This window comes from uncultured Campylobacter sp. (genome assembly GCF_937981295.1).
Lineage (GTDB): Bacteria > Campylobacterota > Campylobacteria > Campylobacterales > Campylobacteraceae > Campylobacter_B.
The window spans coordinates 22592-36059 of the sequence record NZ_CALJPC010000046.1; the positions used below are offsets into that span (position 1 = coordinate 22592).

At 47.5% G+C, this 13468-nt stretch carries 15 protein-coding genes; 1 reads left to right on the forward strand and 14 read right to left on the reverse strand.

The window, feature by feature from the left end:
• Nucleotides 1-3: 3 nt before the first annotated feature.
• Both Q0135_RS03790 and lgt read right to left on the reverse strand, forming a co-directional pair.
• Complete coding sequence (locus Q0135_RS03790; RefSeq protein ID WP_297950455.1) at nt 4-687, reverse strand: fumarate reductase cytochrome b subunit; 684 nt, start codon at nt 685-687, stop codon at nt 4-6.
• A 94-nt stretch (nt 688-781) separates the two neighbouring features.
• Nucleotides 782-1600, reverse strand: a complete 819-nt coding sequence (gene lgt / locus Q0135_RS03795; protein WP_297988379.1) for a prolipoprotein diacylglyceryl transferase — start codon at nt 1598-1600, stop codon at nt 782-784.
• An 89-nt stretch (nt 1601-1689) separates the two neighbouring features.
• On the opposite strand from lgt, the gene Q0135_RS03800 reads away from it, so the two are divergent.
• On the forward strand, nt 1690-1842 hold the full coding sequence (locus tag Q0135_RS03800) for a hypothetical protein (RefSeq protein WP_297988381.1): 153 nt from the start codon (nt 1690-1692) through the stop codon (nt 1840-1842).
• Nucleotides 1843-2270: 428 nt separating this feature from the next.
• Here the strand turns inward: Q0135_RS03800 and Q0135_RS03805 are convergent, their stop codons facing one another.
• From Q0135_RS03805 to Q0135_RS03860, 12 genes are all read right to left on the reverse strand, one after another.
• Nucleotides 2271-2810, reverse strand: coding sequence for a hypothetical protein (locus tag Q0135_RS03805; protein ID WP_297903578.1), 540 nt, complete (start codon nt 2808-2810; stop codon nt 2271-2273).
• A gap of 19 nt (nt 2811-2829) precedes the next feature.
• Entirely contained in the window at nt 2830-3987 is a 1158-nt protein-coding gene (locus Q0135_RS03810) for a DNA polymerase IV (RefSeq protein ID WP_297988383.1), read from the reverse strand.
• Complete coding sequence (locus Q0135_RS03815; RefSeq protein WP_297988386.1) at nt 3984-4985, reverse strand: bifunctional 3,4-dihydroxy-2-butanone 4-phosphate synthase/GTP cyclohydrolase II; 1002 nt, start codon at nt 4983-4985, stop codon at nt 3984-3986. The genes Q0135_RS03810 and Q0135_RS03815 overlap by 4 nt, the downstream gene beginning before the upstream one ends.
• Nucleotides 4986-5001: 16 nt before the next feature.
• Nucleotides 5002-6060: a WG repeat-containing protein gene (locus tag Q0135_RS03820; protein WP_297988388.1), complete on the reverse strand. Its 1059-nt coding sequence runs from the start codon at nt 6058-6060 to the stop codon at nt 5002-5004.
• Nucleotides 6061-6074: 14 nt separating this feature from the next.
• On the reverse strand, nt 6075-6563 hold the full coding sequence (locus tag Q0135_RS03825; RefSeq protein WP_291936177.1) for an HIT domain-containing protein: 489 nt from the start codon (nt 6561-6563) through the stop codon (nt 6075-6077).
• A 422-nt stretch (nt 6564-6985) separates the two neighbouring features.
• The gene (locus Q0135_RS03830) at nt 6986-7168 is read right to left on the reverse strand and encodes a hypothetical protein (protein ID WP_297988390.1); all 183 of its coding nucleotides are present in this window, start codon (nt 7166-7168) and stop codon (nt 6986-6988) included.
• Between the two features lie 287 nt (nt 7169-7455).
• Entirely contained in the window at nt 7456-8256 is an 801-nt protein-coding gene (trpC, locus tag Q0135_RS03835) for an indole-3-glycerol phosphate synthase TrpC (protein ID WP_297988391.1), read from the reverse strand.
• Nucleotides 8257-8258: 2 nt separating this feature from the next.
• A complete protein-coding gene (locus Q0135_RS03840) occupies nt 8259-10103 on the reverse strand; it encodes a hypothetical protein (RefSeq protein WP_297988393.1) in 1845 nt (614 codons plus the stop codon).
• On the reverse strand, nt 10082-10441 hold the full coding sequence (locus tag Q0135_RS03845) for a YkgJ family cysteine cluster protein (protein WP_297988395.1): 360 nt from the start codon (nt 10439-10441) through the stop codon (nt 10082-10084). Before Q0135_RS03845 ends, Q0135_RS03840 begins: the two co-directional genes overlap by 22 nt.
• Nucleotides 10434-11675, reverse strand: a complete 1242-nt coding sequence (locus Q0135_RS03850) for a methyltransferase (RefSeq protein ID WP_297988398.1) — start codon at nt 11673-11675, stop codon at nt 10434-10436. Before Q0135_RS03850 ends, Q0135_RS03845 begins: the two co-directional genes overlap by 8 nt.
• Complete coding sequence (locus Q0135_RS03855) at nt 11672-12619, reverse strand: NAD(P)-binding domain-containing protein (protein WP_297897124.1); 948 nt, start codon at nt 12617-12619, stop codon at nt 11672-11674. The genes Q0135_RS03850 and Q0135_RS03855 overlap by 4 nt, the downstream gene beginning before the upstream one ends.
• A 351-nt stretch (nt 12620-12970) precedes the next feature.
• The coding region (locus tag Q0135_RS03860) for an energy transducer TonB (protein WP_297988401.1) at nt 12971-13468 on the reverse strand (498 nt) is incomplete at its 5' end.

A 13468-nucleotide genomic window follows, 5' to 3' on the forward strand; every position in this document is an offset into this window, starting at 1 on the left:
TCCCTATTCTAAACTTAACCATTTGAAATCGGCGATTATCGAAAGCAAGAAAAATGCGCCCCAAACGATAAAAACCGCTTTTTTAATAAAGGCTCTTTTCCTTTGAATTTCAGCCTTTGTGCCGTCTATGCTGATCCATTTCATATAAAGTCTATAAATTCCAATACTAGCGTGAGTTACTACGAAAATCAATAAAACAAAATAAAATAGATGAAGCTGTCCGAATCGCGCGATAGCAAGATCTGCAGTAATTTTCGGACCGAATACGATCATTAAAATATGAGCCGCCGCAAAGAAGAATAGGAAAAATCCCGTCCAAAACTGAAACCACCAAAGCGTTGTATCGCAATGCTTCATTCGCATTTTGTGCGCTTTAAACGCCCTATAAGCGGCGTAATTAGCTGGAAATTTTCTCATCGCCAAAAACGCGTGAACTACGAAAATCACAAAAATTACAAAAGCGACGATGTTTGTAACGAAATAAATTCCGCCCGGTTCGGCGAAATGTACGACGCCCTCAAACGCGCCCTTACCGATCAAAATCGTGCCGGTAAATATCATATGACACAGCATAAAACAGGCCAAAATCAGCCCGCTGATGCTTTGCGCCACGTCTTGCAAAGCCATAATGCGGCTTTTTTTGCCGTCTATGGATCTGCCCGTAAAGCCTTCAATGCGACCTAGCATAGGTTCTCCTTAAAAAAGATGATTATAAATCCCCGCTAAACGAAAATTTACATTTTTGTAAAGAGATTATATTACTTTTTAACTTTAGATTAATTTAATTTCTGCAAATTAGTTTTTTCTTCAAAGACTGCTTTAAGAAAACTGCTATCAAAAACATTACTAAAGATAAAATTTGCCCCATCGATAAATTTAAAAATACAAAGCCAAGCCCATCGTCCGGCTGCCTAAAAAATTCCACGAAAAATCTAAACGCCGTGTATAGCATCGCATACAGACATATCAACTCGCCGTTAAATTTCTTAAATTTACGGTAGAAAAATAAAATCACGAAAATTACCAGTCCCTCCAAAACCGCCTCGTAAAGCTGGCTTGGATGGCGCAGCGTGCCGCCTACCAAAATCCCCCATGGCTCGGTCGTTTCGCGCCCGAAAAGCTCCTGATTTAAAAAATTTCCCACGCGCCCGAAAAAATATCCAATCGGCACGCTAAGTGCCACGAGATCGAGCAGCGCCCACATATCGGTTTTAAATTTTTTGCAAAACCAAACCGTCGCGATCACGAATCCGACGACCGCGCCGTGATAGCTCATACCGCGGATACCCACGAACTCGCCGTTATGAAAGGGGTTAAAAATTTGCCACGGATGGCTGAAATACCACGCCGCCTCGCCCGAATAGATCGCGATGTATCCTAACCGCGCGCCCAAAATGACGCCCACTTCGACCCAGATAAAGTAGTGATCGAGCATCTTATCGCTGAAGTCAAGGCCGTCTTTTCGCACGAAATATTTGGCGATAAATAGCGCCGTAAGCAGCGCCAAAACATACATAATGCCGTACCAGTGCACGTTTATGCCAAACGCGCTGAACGCCACGGGATCAAAGTGAGCGTAAATTTCGTTCCAGTAATTCAAATTTTTCCTTTGTTTTAAATTTTAAAATTTAACGGCGCGCATCGGACGCTGCGTGACGCATGCTCGGTAAAAGACGCAGGGCGGCGCAAGTGCTAGGCGCCAAACTTAGTTTTCGAACGCTCGATCGCACGCGCGAAACACGTAAGACGCAAATCCTAGCGATAGCGTCAAACGATGCACAGACCACCTCGCATGAAATTTCAAGCGACGACGCCAGATGGGACGCAAGGCGCCTCACGTAAAATTCCAAATGACTATGCCAGACGACATACAAAGCGACACGCAAAACGCCAAAGCGCAAAGTGGCGCGACGCGGACAAAGCACGCAGCACCCTAATGCAGGCGGCGCAAAATGAGAGCACCGGACGCCTAGAAAAACTCGCAGTGCGCGCAAAACAAACGTCGAACGGCACATGCGCAAAATACTGAATGCCGCGCAGAATTCAAAAATGACGCGCGATACGACAAACGCCGACGCACAAAACAGCAAGGCAGGCACTTTACATCCGCACAGATAACGCAGATAAATTTCGCCCGTCTTGCTTAGCTTGTCGCGCCCGCAGGAGCTGTACCGACTACAGCTCAAGGATTTCGAGCTCCAAACCCTATCTCTACATAGCGCTTTTCTATGCCGAACATGCAAAAATGCCGAGCGCGCGCGTTCTAAATTTTAAATTCCAAGCCCCAGCGTCTCTTTAACCACGCGGCAAAAATCCGCCAAAAACCACCCGAGCGCCTTGTAGTAGCTGCTTTTAGCGTTTATCTGCACGTGCGTAGCAAGCGCGGAAAAGCTAGGAATGATAAATTGCGCCAGATATAGCGTCAAAATTTTATGCGATTTCGCGTCCGTGTTTTGCTTAAAAATCATGGCAAGCAGCGCTAGCATATTTGCCGCGTGAGCGCTTTTAAGCTCCGCAAAAGGCTTTTTGAAGCGGCATTTTTCATAAAATAGCTCCACTTCGCTTTCGCTTATGAGCTTGAAAAAGTCCATCTCAAACGCCTCTTTTAGCGCCTCAAAATCACGCCCGAGCGCCGCATAGTCCTCGCCCTGCACCCTCTGCCAAAGCTCGTGGCCGTTTTTGTTCTCGATATTTTTATTTACGATGATCCAGTTTTTGCCCAAGCCGCGCAACTTCTGCTCATCTATCACGCCTTTAAAATTCGTCGCAAAGATTATGCAGATCACCGAGTATAGCTCGCCTAATTTCATCTTTTTCCTTTAAATTTAATCAAATTTCGCTCGCTTTTTTTAGCTTTTCGATGCCGAATTTTTCCCAAATCCTGCTTAAAGATCGATCTAAGCTCTGCTGCTTTTTATCGATCTCGCCAAAAAGTAGCGAGCCGCCCGATCTGCCGCCGAAATTTGAAAGATTTAGCACTACGTGGATTATCTGCGCGCCTTTTTTCACGTCGCAGAGCTCAAACAGCTCAAGCGCGGTCTCGCTCAGCAAGCTTAAACTAAACGCCCTATCCTGGCTGATCTGGTGCGAAAACTCCTCACGCGATTTGTAGCGGATCTTTAGATCATACGTCGCGGGCTTTAGGCCTCTTGCGAGCACTTCGCCCGCCAAATGGCGCGCCAAAATTAAAATTTTACGCCGCAGCTCGTCCCGATCGGCGCACGGCGCGAAGCTGCGCCCAAAGCCGATACTCTTGCGCTCGCGCTTTGAGACGACCTCGCCCTCATCCTCGCCGCTAAGGGCTGCGAAAATTTTCCTGCCGTTTGCGCCCATCTTTTCAAAAATTTCTCTGTGCCCTAGCGCGTCGCCGAAGCTTACGATGCCGTATTTGCCGAGCGTTTTTTGCGCCGCTTTGCCGATGCCGGGGAATTTCGCTACCGGCACGGCGGATAGCTCGCGCGCGATTTGCGATTTTAAAATTTGCCGCACGCCGAAGGGCTTGGCAAGGCTCGTAGCGAGCTTTGCAATCAGTTTTGCTTCGCTAAGACCGACGCTGCACGGAAGGCTAAAGCGGCGCATAATCTCGCTTTGCAAAAACGCAGCAAAGCCCAGCGCGTCCGCGTCGTATGCCGTGCCGCGTAAATTTAGAAAAAACTCGTCGATGCTAAATTTTTCGATCTCGGGCGTAAAGTTTAGTAAAAACTCATAAATTTCGCGTGAAATTTTTCGGTATTCGCCATGTCTGGCGCGCACCAAAATGAGCTTTGGGCACAAAGCAAGCGCCTGTTTTACGGGCTGAGCCGAGTGCACGCCGTCCGCTCTGGCCTCATAGCTCGCGCTTAAAATCACGCTGCCAAGCTCGCTCTTGCCGCCGAAAATCTCCTCGTCGCCGCCTCCGACGACTGCGATCTTTTTGCCCGCAAGCGCGGGATCGGCGAGCCTCGCAACCGAGACAAAGAAGCTATCCAAATCGATGTGAGCTATCAAACTATGTCGATCCCAAAACCGCTAAGCCCGGCGTAGTCTTTCGGCTCGCTCTTGCTTAAAATTTTGATTTTTCTAACGCCCAGATGTGCTAAAATTTGCGCTCCGATGCCGAAGCTCTTAAAATCGGCGCGATTTTGCGCGGATTTTAGCATCAAAAGCACGCCGCCCTCTTTGCGCAAAATGCCCAGATCGCGCATGAAATCGTTAAATTTCGTATCGCTTAAAAACTCCAAATCGCTTGAAATTTTATGAAATTTCACGTTCGTCTGCGCGCTCTTTTCGGGCTCGCCGAAAATATATGCGCGGTGCTCGTTGCCCTCGTGATCGCTCACGTCGTAAAATTTCGCCGCTTCGCCGCACAGCAGAGCGCTTTTTGGCTCGCTAAATTTAACGAGAGTTTCGTGTTTTAGGCGGTACTGCACGATCTGCGCGACCGAGATCATATTGATATCGTGCTGCGCGCAGAATTTTTCCAGATCGTCCCTGCGCGCCATATCGCCGTCGTCTTTGACGATCTCGCAGATCACGGCGCTTTGCGAAAGCCCAGCCAAGCGGCACAGATCCGTAGAGCCCTCGGTGTGCCCCGTGCGGGCGAGCACGCCGCCGCTTTTGGCGATGAGCGGGAAGATATGCCCCGGGCGGACGAAATCATCCGCGCGCGCGCCCACGCGCGACATCAGCTCGATCGTCATATTGCGCTCATACGCGCTTACGCCCGTCTTGGCGTCTTTCGCGTCGATCGTGACGGTAAATGCGGTCTCGTGGCTCGAGGTGTTTTTATCGACCATCAAATTTAGATCTAGCTGCTGCGCAATCTGCGGGCTAAGCGCTACGCACAACACTCCGCGAGCGTGCGTGATCGCAAAATTTACCTTCTGTGCGCTGCTAAAGGTGCTCGCAAACACCAAATCGCCCTCGTTCTCGCGATCGACGTCATCGACCATCACAAGCATTTTTCCGTTTTTCAGATCCTCGATCGCTTGCTCTACGCTAACCATCATCTCTCCTTTAAATTTACGATATTATCTTGCCGTTTCTATCAACGATAGTTTCGCGACCGTCTAAATTGATCTTGACGTAGTCGTCGCTTAAAACTTTCACGAGTTCTATCTCGTCATAAAAAACCGGCTTTAAAATTTCATTATCCTCATCATCTAGCAGCCCCCATTTGCCGTCTTTTTTGACCTTAACATATCCTTTGCAATATATAATTTGATCATATATGCCAAATAGAGTATCCATTAAATGAGATTTCACATTATCATAAATACAAGGAATAACTTCTTTGCCAGTTTTATCTATAAAGCCCCATTTGCTGTCTTTTTTGACTGGAGCCAAACCTCCACTAAAATGCCGGACTTCATCATAAACAAAAGGGATTACCTCTTTACCGGTTTTATCTATGAAGCCATATTTGTTATATTTTTTAACCATAGTTAAGCCTTCATAAAATATTATTCGCCTATCGAAATACCAATCATCATAAACAAAAGGGGTGACCTCTTTGGCAGTTTTATCTATAAAGCCACATTTACCATCTTTTTCGGCTACAGCTAAGCCTTCGCTAAAACACCAAGCTAGATCATAAACAAAGCAGATGGCCTCTTTGCCGGTTTTATCTATAAAACCCCATTTGCCATCTTTTTTGGCCGCAGCTAAGCCTTCGCTAAAATATAAAGCATAATCATAAATATAAGGAATAACTTCTTTACCTGTTTTATCTATGAAGCCATATTTATCATCTTTTTTGGCCGCAGCTAAGCCTTCGCTAAAATATAAAGCATCATCATAAATACAAGGAATGACTTCTTTACCGATTTTATCTATGAGACCATATTTGTCATCTTTTTCGATCATAACTACGCCTTCATAAAAGTTACTGGCATAATCATAAATAAAAGGAATAATCTCTTTACCAGTTTTGTCTATAAAGCCCCATTTATCATCTTTTTTGACTGCAACTAAGCCTTCGCGAAAGCTTGAAATATCATCATAAATACAAGGAATAATCTCTTTTTCAGCTTGATCTATAAAGCCCCATTTTCCATCTTTTTCTACTCCAAATACAATCATCTCAATCCTCCGTTTTAAATTTTGATTTCTGCGTAAGCCGCCTTTAGCTTCTCAAAAAGCGGGGCGAACGAAACGCCGTTTACGCGGACGTTTGCGATCGTCGTGATGAAATTCGTATCGCGCTGCCACCGCGGCACGAGATGATAGTGCACGTGCTCGGCTATGCCCGCACCCGCGGCGGCGCCGAGGTTCATGCCGATATTTACGCCGTTTGCGCCCAGAGTGCGCTTTAAGATCCCCACTCCGGCGCGCACGTAGCGGCTCATCTCCGCCCACGCATCGTCGCTAAGGCACTCGATATTATCCGCGTGCTCGTAGGGTATGACCATAAACGCGCCCGGGCTATAGGGGTAGAGGTTCATCACCCCGAAGCAGTGCTGCGCGCGAAAAAGCACGCCGTTGCGATCGTCGAACGCCGCATCCGCCGCCGCGTCGCAGAAGGGACAGCCGCTTCTTTTTTCGGTAAAATACTCGCTTCGCCAAGGGGCGCAAAGATAATCCATCTCTTTTCCTTTCCGAAATTCCAAAATTCTATGGAATTTTAAAATTTGCGTTTCGCAAAATTCTATGAAATTTGGAATTTAAAACTTCTAAATTTCATAAAATTTTAAATTTACGCGTCTTGCGCTTACTCGCACCGCGCGGAATTATGCACGCGGCGGGGCTCGAGCCGCTTTGCAATCCTAGGCCGCGCGAGGCACTTGCTCTGCGCGATATACGTTTTGCGGATCAAAGCCCGCGGCGGGCGTTAGTGCACATTTGGCGGACACTCATCGCGCGGTAAACATAGCATCTAAGTCCGCACCGTAGCCGTTTGCGCGGCGCATTATAACAAATCTTAGGCGCACTCACAGGCACGGTACGCGGTGCCAAACCTGCGCTGCAATCACCATCGCAACACGCGGTAGAATTTAACGCGGCGCAGTCACGGCACAGCTGTAATACAGCCGAAGTTTAATCGCGGCGTATCGCAGTCGAGGCGGCTTAGATCGCGAGCTACGATTAAATTTACGGCGCCGTATATAATCGCCAAGACCGGGCTTGCGTAAGCGTACGACATGCAGGGCATTACGGCAAACACGCAATCCCAAGCAGTCAAATTCCGCAAGCGCAACCTCGGTCTGCCGAAGCTATGCAAAGCGCAAATTTAAACCTCGCTCCGTAGCCGCTCGCACGGCGCGCAATAACAAACTCACGATGCCAAAGCGCAACATGGAGGCTTACGCAGCGTGTGATATTAGATCGCGTCGCAACCGCTAAATTTAAAGAACTGTTAAATTTTAAAGTCCGCCGAATTTTACGAATTTTAAAATTTACTGCCTTAAAATTTCGCTCCGTTCGCTAAATTTAACCGCTCGCTTCGGGTTTAAGCTTGCGCGATCAAACGAGCCAAATTTAAATTTTGCCGCCCGCGCCGAGCTTTATCTCGCGCAGTGCCGCGCCGACGTCATTTTGGCGCATAAAATGCTCGCCGATCAAAAACGCATCGACGCCCGCCTCGTGCAAACTTAAAAGCTGCTCGTGCGAGTGCAAGCCGCTTTCGGCGACGATGATCTTGCCGTTTGGAATCAGCGGGATTAGCCGCTCGCTCAGGCTCGTATCGACCTCGAAAGTCTCTAAATTTCGATGGTTGATGCCGATAATATCAGCCCCTGCGAAGACCGCCTTTTTCAGATCGTCCTTATCGTGGATCTCGCACAGCGCCTCAAGCCCCAGCCTGCGGGCAAACTCAAGCAGCTCTCTTAGCTGTTTGCCTTCCAGAGCTTTGGCGATCAGCAGGATAAAATCCGCGCCGTAAACCAGCGCCTCGAGGATCTGATAGCGATCGACGATGAAATCCTTGCGCAAAATGGGCGTGCGAGTGTAGCGGCGGATCTGCGGAATGAACTCCAAATCGCCTCTGAAATAATGTGGCTCAGTAAGCACCGAAAAGGCGCTCGCACCTGAATTTTCATACTCCACGGCAAGGCTTAGCGGCTCAAAATCCTCGCGGATGATCCCCTTGCTCGGGCTTGCCTTTTTGATCTCGGCGATGATGCGAAGCGGGTCCTTCTCGTCGCTTCTAAGCGCGCTTATGACGTCACGCGGCTCATAGGGATTGGCGCTTAGCGAGCGGCCGAGCAGATCCTCGGGCAGCTTTTCTTTGCGAAGCGCGAGATCCTCGCGAGTGCGTTTTAAAATTTCGTCTAAAATCATCGCTACTGCTTTGGTGTCTGGATTTTAGAGCCGGTGGGCTCTTTCGACGTAGAATTTTGCTCTGGCATAAAATCCTGCCTCGATACGGAATTTTGTCTTGACGAGGCAGAATTCTGCGCGACGGAATTTATGGGCGTCGCTAAATTTTCAGACGCCGCAGAATTTGGTGTCTGGTTTTGAACCATGGAATTTGCAGACCCAGCAGAATTTTGCGAAGCGGAGTCTTTTGGCGTTAAATCACGCGTTGCAGCGGAGCTTGGACGCGCGGAATCTAACGCAGAGCTTTCGGGCGCCGTAGATTTTATGGAATCAGGCGCAGGAGTTTTTATTGCCGGGCTTTGCGGCGCCTGATCTTTCGGCGCGGAGCCTTTTATCGTAGCGGGGTTTTGCGATATAGAATTCTGCGGCGCTACGCCTGTGCCTGCGGCGCACGCATCGATCGCCTCTAAATGCTCTTTGCCTTCGGGGGAATTAAAAAATTCTGCGTCTTTGATCTTAGCCATTTCATTTTTAGCCTTGTCGCACTCGCCAAGCTTGTAGTATCCCCAGGCAAGCGAGTCCAGATAATACGGCGAGTCGGGGTCTTTTTGTAGAGCGCGGCGGACGAGCTCGATGCCCTTGCGAACGTCCAAATCGTGATCTATTAGGATGTAGCCGTAGTAGTTTAGATGCACGGGGTCTTTAAGCTGCGGCGCGATATTTTCAAATTTTGCCACTACGCTAGACAGGGTTTTAGCGTCCACGCTTTTGCCCGCACTTTCATATTCGTAGATCGCCTCGATCGCCAAAAAGTCGTAATTTTTGGTCTTCATAAACTCATCGCGCGCCATTTTAATCGCGGTTTTATAGTCTTTTTTATGCGCGTAGGCATCGATTAGAAGCTCGCGCTTGTAGTCGTATTTCTTCAAAAGCTCGATTATTTTATCAAAGTCATTTGAGTAGTAATAAATCGCTATCATATCGTCTAAAAATTTATTATCCCCTTTGGCTTCATACAGCGCTTCATCGATCTTAGCGACATCCAAATAGCGCTTATTCGCGCGATACACATCAGCTAGCAGCTCGCACGCCATACCCTGGGCGCAGCCGTAGATGCGCCTGTGCGTCTCGATGATGCGGATCGCTCCGTCCGAATCATCGAGTTTATTTAGCAGCACGTCGCATAATCTGATGAGATTTTCGTCGGTTTTGTCTAGCTCATAGGCTTTTTCGAAATAGGTTTTGGCTAAAGTAAAATTCTCCATCGCATAATATGTCGCCGCTAAGATCGCGTAACTACGCGAAACCGGATCTACGGTGACCAGCTTAAGAGCAGCGGTATTGGCATTTAGATTATCTTTAATGCCTAAGTAGTAGCCGATTTTTACTCGCAGATACTCGGAGTCTGAGTTTAGGCTTTTTTCGCCGAGCTTTAAATAGCGCGCCGTATTTTTACGATCTTTGATCGCAAAAGCAGTCTTTAGCGCTTCTAGCAGATAAACGGACGAGCCCGTTTTATTGTATGCCTTTTCGTATAAAAACATCGATGCGACGGGATCTTTATGCAGTAGCTCCAAAGCTGTAAGCAAATCGAAATTTAGCTCGGCGTCTTCTTGCGCTCGCATCGCGTGGTTTAGCTTTTCTTTGGTTATACTTTTAGCGCTTACGCCGCGATTTATCAAGCTCTTTTTAATTGCATCTTTTGCACTGTTTTTTGTGCCAATGCTGGAATTCCGATCAGACGCCTTTTTATCCGTAACGGACTGCTTCGCCGCTGCAGCATTCGTCCCACTTTCCGCACTTAGATACTGCGGCGCTAAAATCATCGCCGCGATTAAAATTCCGCTTAAAACCTTACCCCGATACATTCTTCCTCCAATTCTTTAGTATGCGTTTTAAAATATTCCCAAAACGGGAAGCTGCGGCACTGCTTCGGACGCAGCTCGTAAATCCCGCAGTTGCGCTGCGCTTCGTCAAAAAACACGCACGCTAAACCGCCTTCAAAGGGCTTTTCTTTTACGCTAAATCTAGCGCCTATCTTGTCCAAATACGTCCTTTTAAGCTCCGCGGGCGAAATTTCAAATTTTACCGCAAGTGCCGCGATCTCATTCTCATCTATCCAGATGTAGCCGCTCTCTCCCGTGCAGCACTTACCGCCGCAGCGCTCGCACGCGCTCGCATCGAAGCTGAAGCCGAACTCACTCATAATCCACGCTCGTTAAATCCGCGCTTTTGTAGATCGCGTGGGCTTGTGCGGTGCGCTTTCCGTGCGCACTAGCATAGATCGGAAGGACGATCTCACAGGGCGAGCGCGAGTTCTTACGAGCCTGCAAAAGCGCGAGTTTAGCGGGCTTTGAAATGTCAGGATAGACAAAACCAAGCCTCGTCAAATTTAGCCTAAACTCGCCCAAAAGCTCGCAAATTTTAGCTAGCTTGCCTGCCTCGTAGCAAAAAATAAGTGTACCGCCAGGCTTAAGATGAGCATTCGCAGATCGCACGAAATCCCGTAGGCTAAGGCTTGCTGCGCTCTTACTAAGCGCCATATGAGGCTCTTTGCTAAGCGAAATGCGCTCTCGATAAAAGGGCGGATTTGAAACGATAAAGTCAAAACGCTTCTCGCTTTTAAACTCCGCAAAATCCGCGTGCAAAATTTCGGCAGGCAGATCGTTTTGCAAAGAATTTAGCCTTAAGATTTCTAAATTTCGCTCTTGAATTTCTAGCAAGCTTAGATTAATGCTCTCAAAATCGCGTTTTAGCAAAAGCCCTAAAATTCCACATCCTGCGCCCACATCCAGCACGTCGCCGTATATCGCTCGCGGATTTAGCGCGCTTTTTAAACTACGCTCATCGCAAACTGCAAACCAGTCGTCACGCAAGCACTCCGCAGCAAAATCCTCGCGCACCTTGGCGTCTTCAAATTTGCTCGCGAAATCTTTATCGTGCGTCTTTTTAGATTCTAAAGGCTGCGCGATTTGCTCGTCACAAAATTTAAAATTTTCACCGCTTGCGATATCAGGCTTTAAAGCATGCTGGGCTTCGTCGTTTTGAAAATAGGAATTTTTATAGCGCTCGCTTTGAAATTTCTCCTGAAATTCCGCTTGAAATTTCATTTTAAATTCCGCCTTAAGTTCAGCGCAGTCCGTATTGCTAACATCGTGATCGTTCTCCATGCTCTGGTTAGCGGCATACGACTCTTCTTCGCTAAAAGCGCAATCCTCGGCGCAAAATTCCGCTTCGCCGCCTGCGTAATTTGTGGCGCAAAACTGCGCATTAAAGCCTCCATCTGTCGCGTCTTTAAATTCCGCGCCACAGCCCAGCGCTAAAGAGCCATTTTGCGATGCTGCGTCAGCTTTGCGCACGCCTGAGCTTCTTATAAAATTCCACAAAAAAATCGTATCGCTCGTGTAGCGATAACCCTTTTTTGGCTGATAAAGCCTCATCTGCGGATATTTTTGATGATGGTATGAGCGTGATTTATCGCCACCACGATCGATCCACCACTTCTGCTGATGAGATCTCCGCCGACGTAAAGCCCACTAGTGGCAGTTTGAAGATTTTCATCCACGATCGGCACGCCGTTTTCGTCGTAAGCGATGCCGCATTTTTTAAGAAAATCGATCGGGCTCGTGCCGCCAATCGCGTAGATCACTCGGTCAAATACGAGCTCGGTGCCATTATCAAATTTTACCAGCACCTTGCCGTTTTCATTCTCAAGAGCCTCTATATCGATACCTAAGCGCAAGATGATGTTGCCGTATTTGGTCTCGCGCATTACGTCGCTTTCGTTCGTCTCGTTTAGGCGGGTAAATTTAGGCTTGCGATAGCAAAGCGTCACGACATTGGTTTTACATAGCGCTATAGCGTATTCCGCAGCTGAGTTACCGCCTCCGACGACTAGAATTTTTTCATTGATCGTGCATTTATCGAGATTGAAATTTACCCGTTGCGTGATTGAAGGCGGAATTTTATAAGCGGGCTTATTAGGCTTGCCCATCCTGCCAATTGCGACGATGACGTTGCGCGCGCGGTATCCAGCCGAGCTAGTCGTGATATAAAACTCATCTGCGTGCTTTTCGATCTTTTCGACCTCACTTTTGAAATTCGTATCGATTTCATCGCTATCTAAGAGCTCGTCGAAATAATTTAGCACGCTCTCTTTTGTGCCGGTTTCAAACGAAATAGAGCCGCGCGTCTCGCTGTCAAAGCCCTTATATTCTTTATCGACGCGCTTTTTATCTTTGTAAAACTGCCTAATCGTTTGAGAGTGGTTGTCGCCTTTTTCAAGCAGAAGTACGTGCGCAAGCCCGTTTCTTTTGGCTTCTACTACGGAAGCGATGCCGCAAGGACCACCGCCGATCACCGCCAAGTCGTAAACGTCTATCATAAATTTCCTTTAATCTTTTAAATTTCATATGAAATTATAGTAAAAATTCCATTAAAATCAGTGGAATTTCCTAGCAATTTCGCAGCTTAAATTTAAAATTTTAACGCTTTAAGATGCTTGCTTGGCTAAATTTGAAAAGACATAATTTTCTCCGTTTAAATTTTAAATTTCACGGCGCCAATCCGTTTATAAAAGCTCATGCGGCGGAGCAGTAGAAGCACAGCAAGAGAGACAGATTTTAAAATTTCACTTTGCCAAGATGGAATTTTGCGAGCTAAGATAAAGCGGCAAGAGCGGTAAAATTTTAAAATTTCACCGCCCAGGCAGAAGTTTTTAGTAGAAGCTTTAAGGCTAGTTAAAATTTAACGTATATTTTATGCTAAAGTTAAATTCCATATCTTTCTCGACCTTTGGAAAGCTACCTTTGGTGCGCTCGACCGCGCTTAACGCGCCCTCATCAAGCGAATCGACATTAGAAGAAGACGTAACGCGAAGACCCTTAACATCGCCACTTGCCGTATAGGTAAAGTGCACGCCTACGACGCCGATTTTACGCATACGTTGCGCATTTTTAGGGTAGTGCGACTGCGCGTAGCGAGAAATGATGGCGAAAATTTTCTTGCCGACATCGCTATTGCTAGGATCTCCGCGGCTTGTTATAGCGTCGCTACCACCACCTGCACTACTGGAGCCGCCGCCCCCGCCGCTACCCAGCGAAATAGGCTTTGTGGGGTCAAATTTTGCCGTTAAATTCCTATCGCTGCTTTGAACTTTATGCTCTTTTTTCGGCTTAGGTTTTTCGACCGGTTTCGGTTTTTCTACCGGCTTTGGCTTGGGCTTTTCGACCGG

Bases quoted from the DNA above. Each gene is read 5' to 3' on its own strand.
- Q0135_RS03790 (WP_297950455.1), bottom strand. From the start codon at position 687: ATGCTAGGTCGCATTGAAGGCTTTACGGGCAGATCCATAGACGGCAAA.
- Q0135_RS03805 (WP_297903578.1), bottom strand. From the start codon at position 2,810: ATGAAATTAGGCGAGCTATACTCGGTGATCTGCATAATCTTTGCGACG.
- Q0135_RS03815 (WP_297988386.1), bottom strand. From the start codon at position 4,985: ATGGTTAGCGTAGAGCAAGCGATCGAGGATCTGAAAAACGGAAAAATG.
- Q0135_RS03820 (WP_297988388.1), bottom strand. From the start codon at position 6,060: ATGATTGTATTTGGAGTAGAAAAAGATGGAAAATGGGGCTTTATAGAT.
- Q0135_RS03825 (WP_291936177.1), bottom strand. From the start codon at position 6,563: ATGGATTATCTTTGCGCCCCTTGGCGAAGCGAGTATTTTACCGAAAAA.
- trpC (WP_297988391.1), bottom strand. From the start codon at position 8,256: ATGATTTTAGACGAAATTTTAAAACGCACTCGCGAGGATCTCGCGCTT.
- Q0135_RS03840 (WP_297988393.1), bottom strand. From the start codon at position 10,103: ATGTATCGGGGTAAGGTTTTAAGCGGAATTTTAATCGCGGCGATGATT.
- Q0135_RS03845 (WP_297988395.1), bottom strand. From the start codon at position 10,441: ATGAGTGAGTTCGGCTTCAGCTTCGATGCGAGCGCGTGCGAGCGCTGC.
- Q0135_RS03850 (WP_297988398.1), bottom strand. From the start codon at position 11,675: ATGAGGCTTTATCAGCCAAAAAAGGGTTATCGCTACACGAGCGATACG.
- Q0135_RS03855 (WP_297897124.1), bottom strand. From the start codon at position 12,619: ATGATAGACGTTTACGACTTGGCGGTGATCGGCGGTGGTCCTTGCGGC.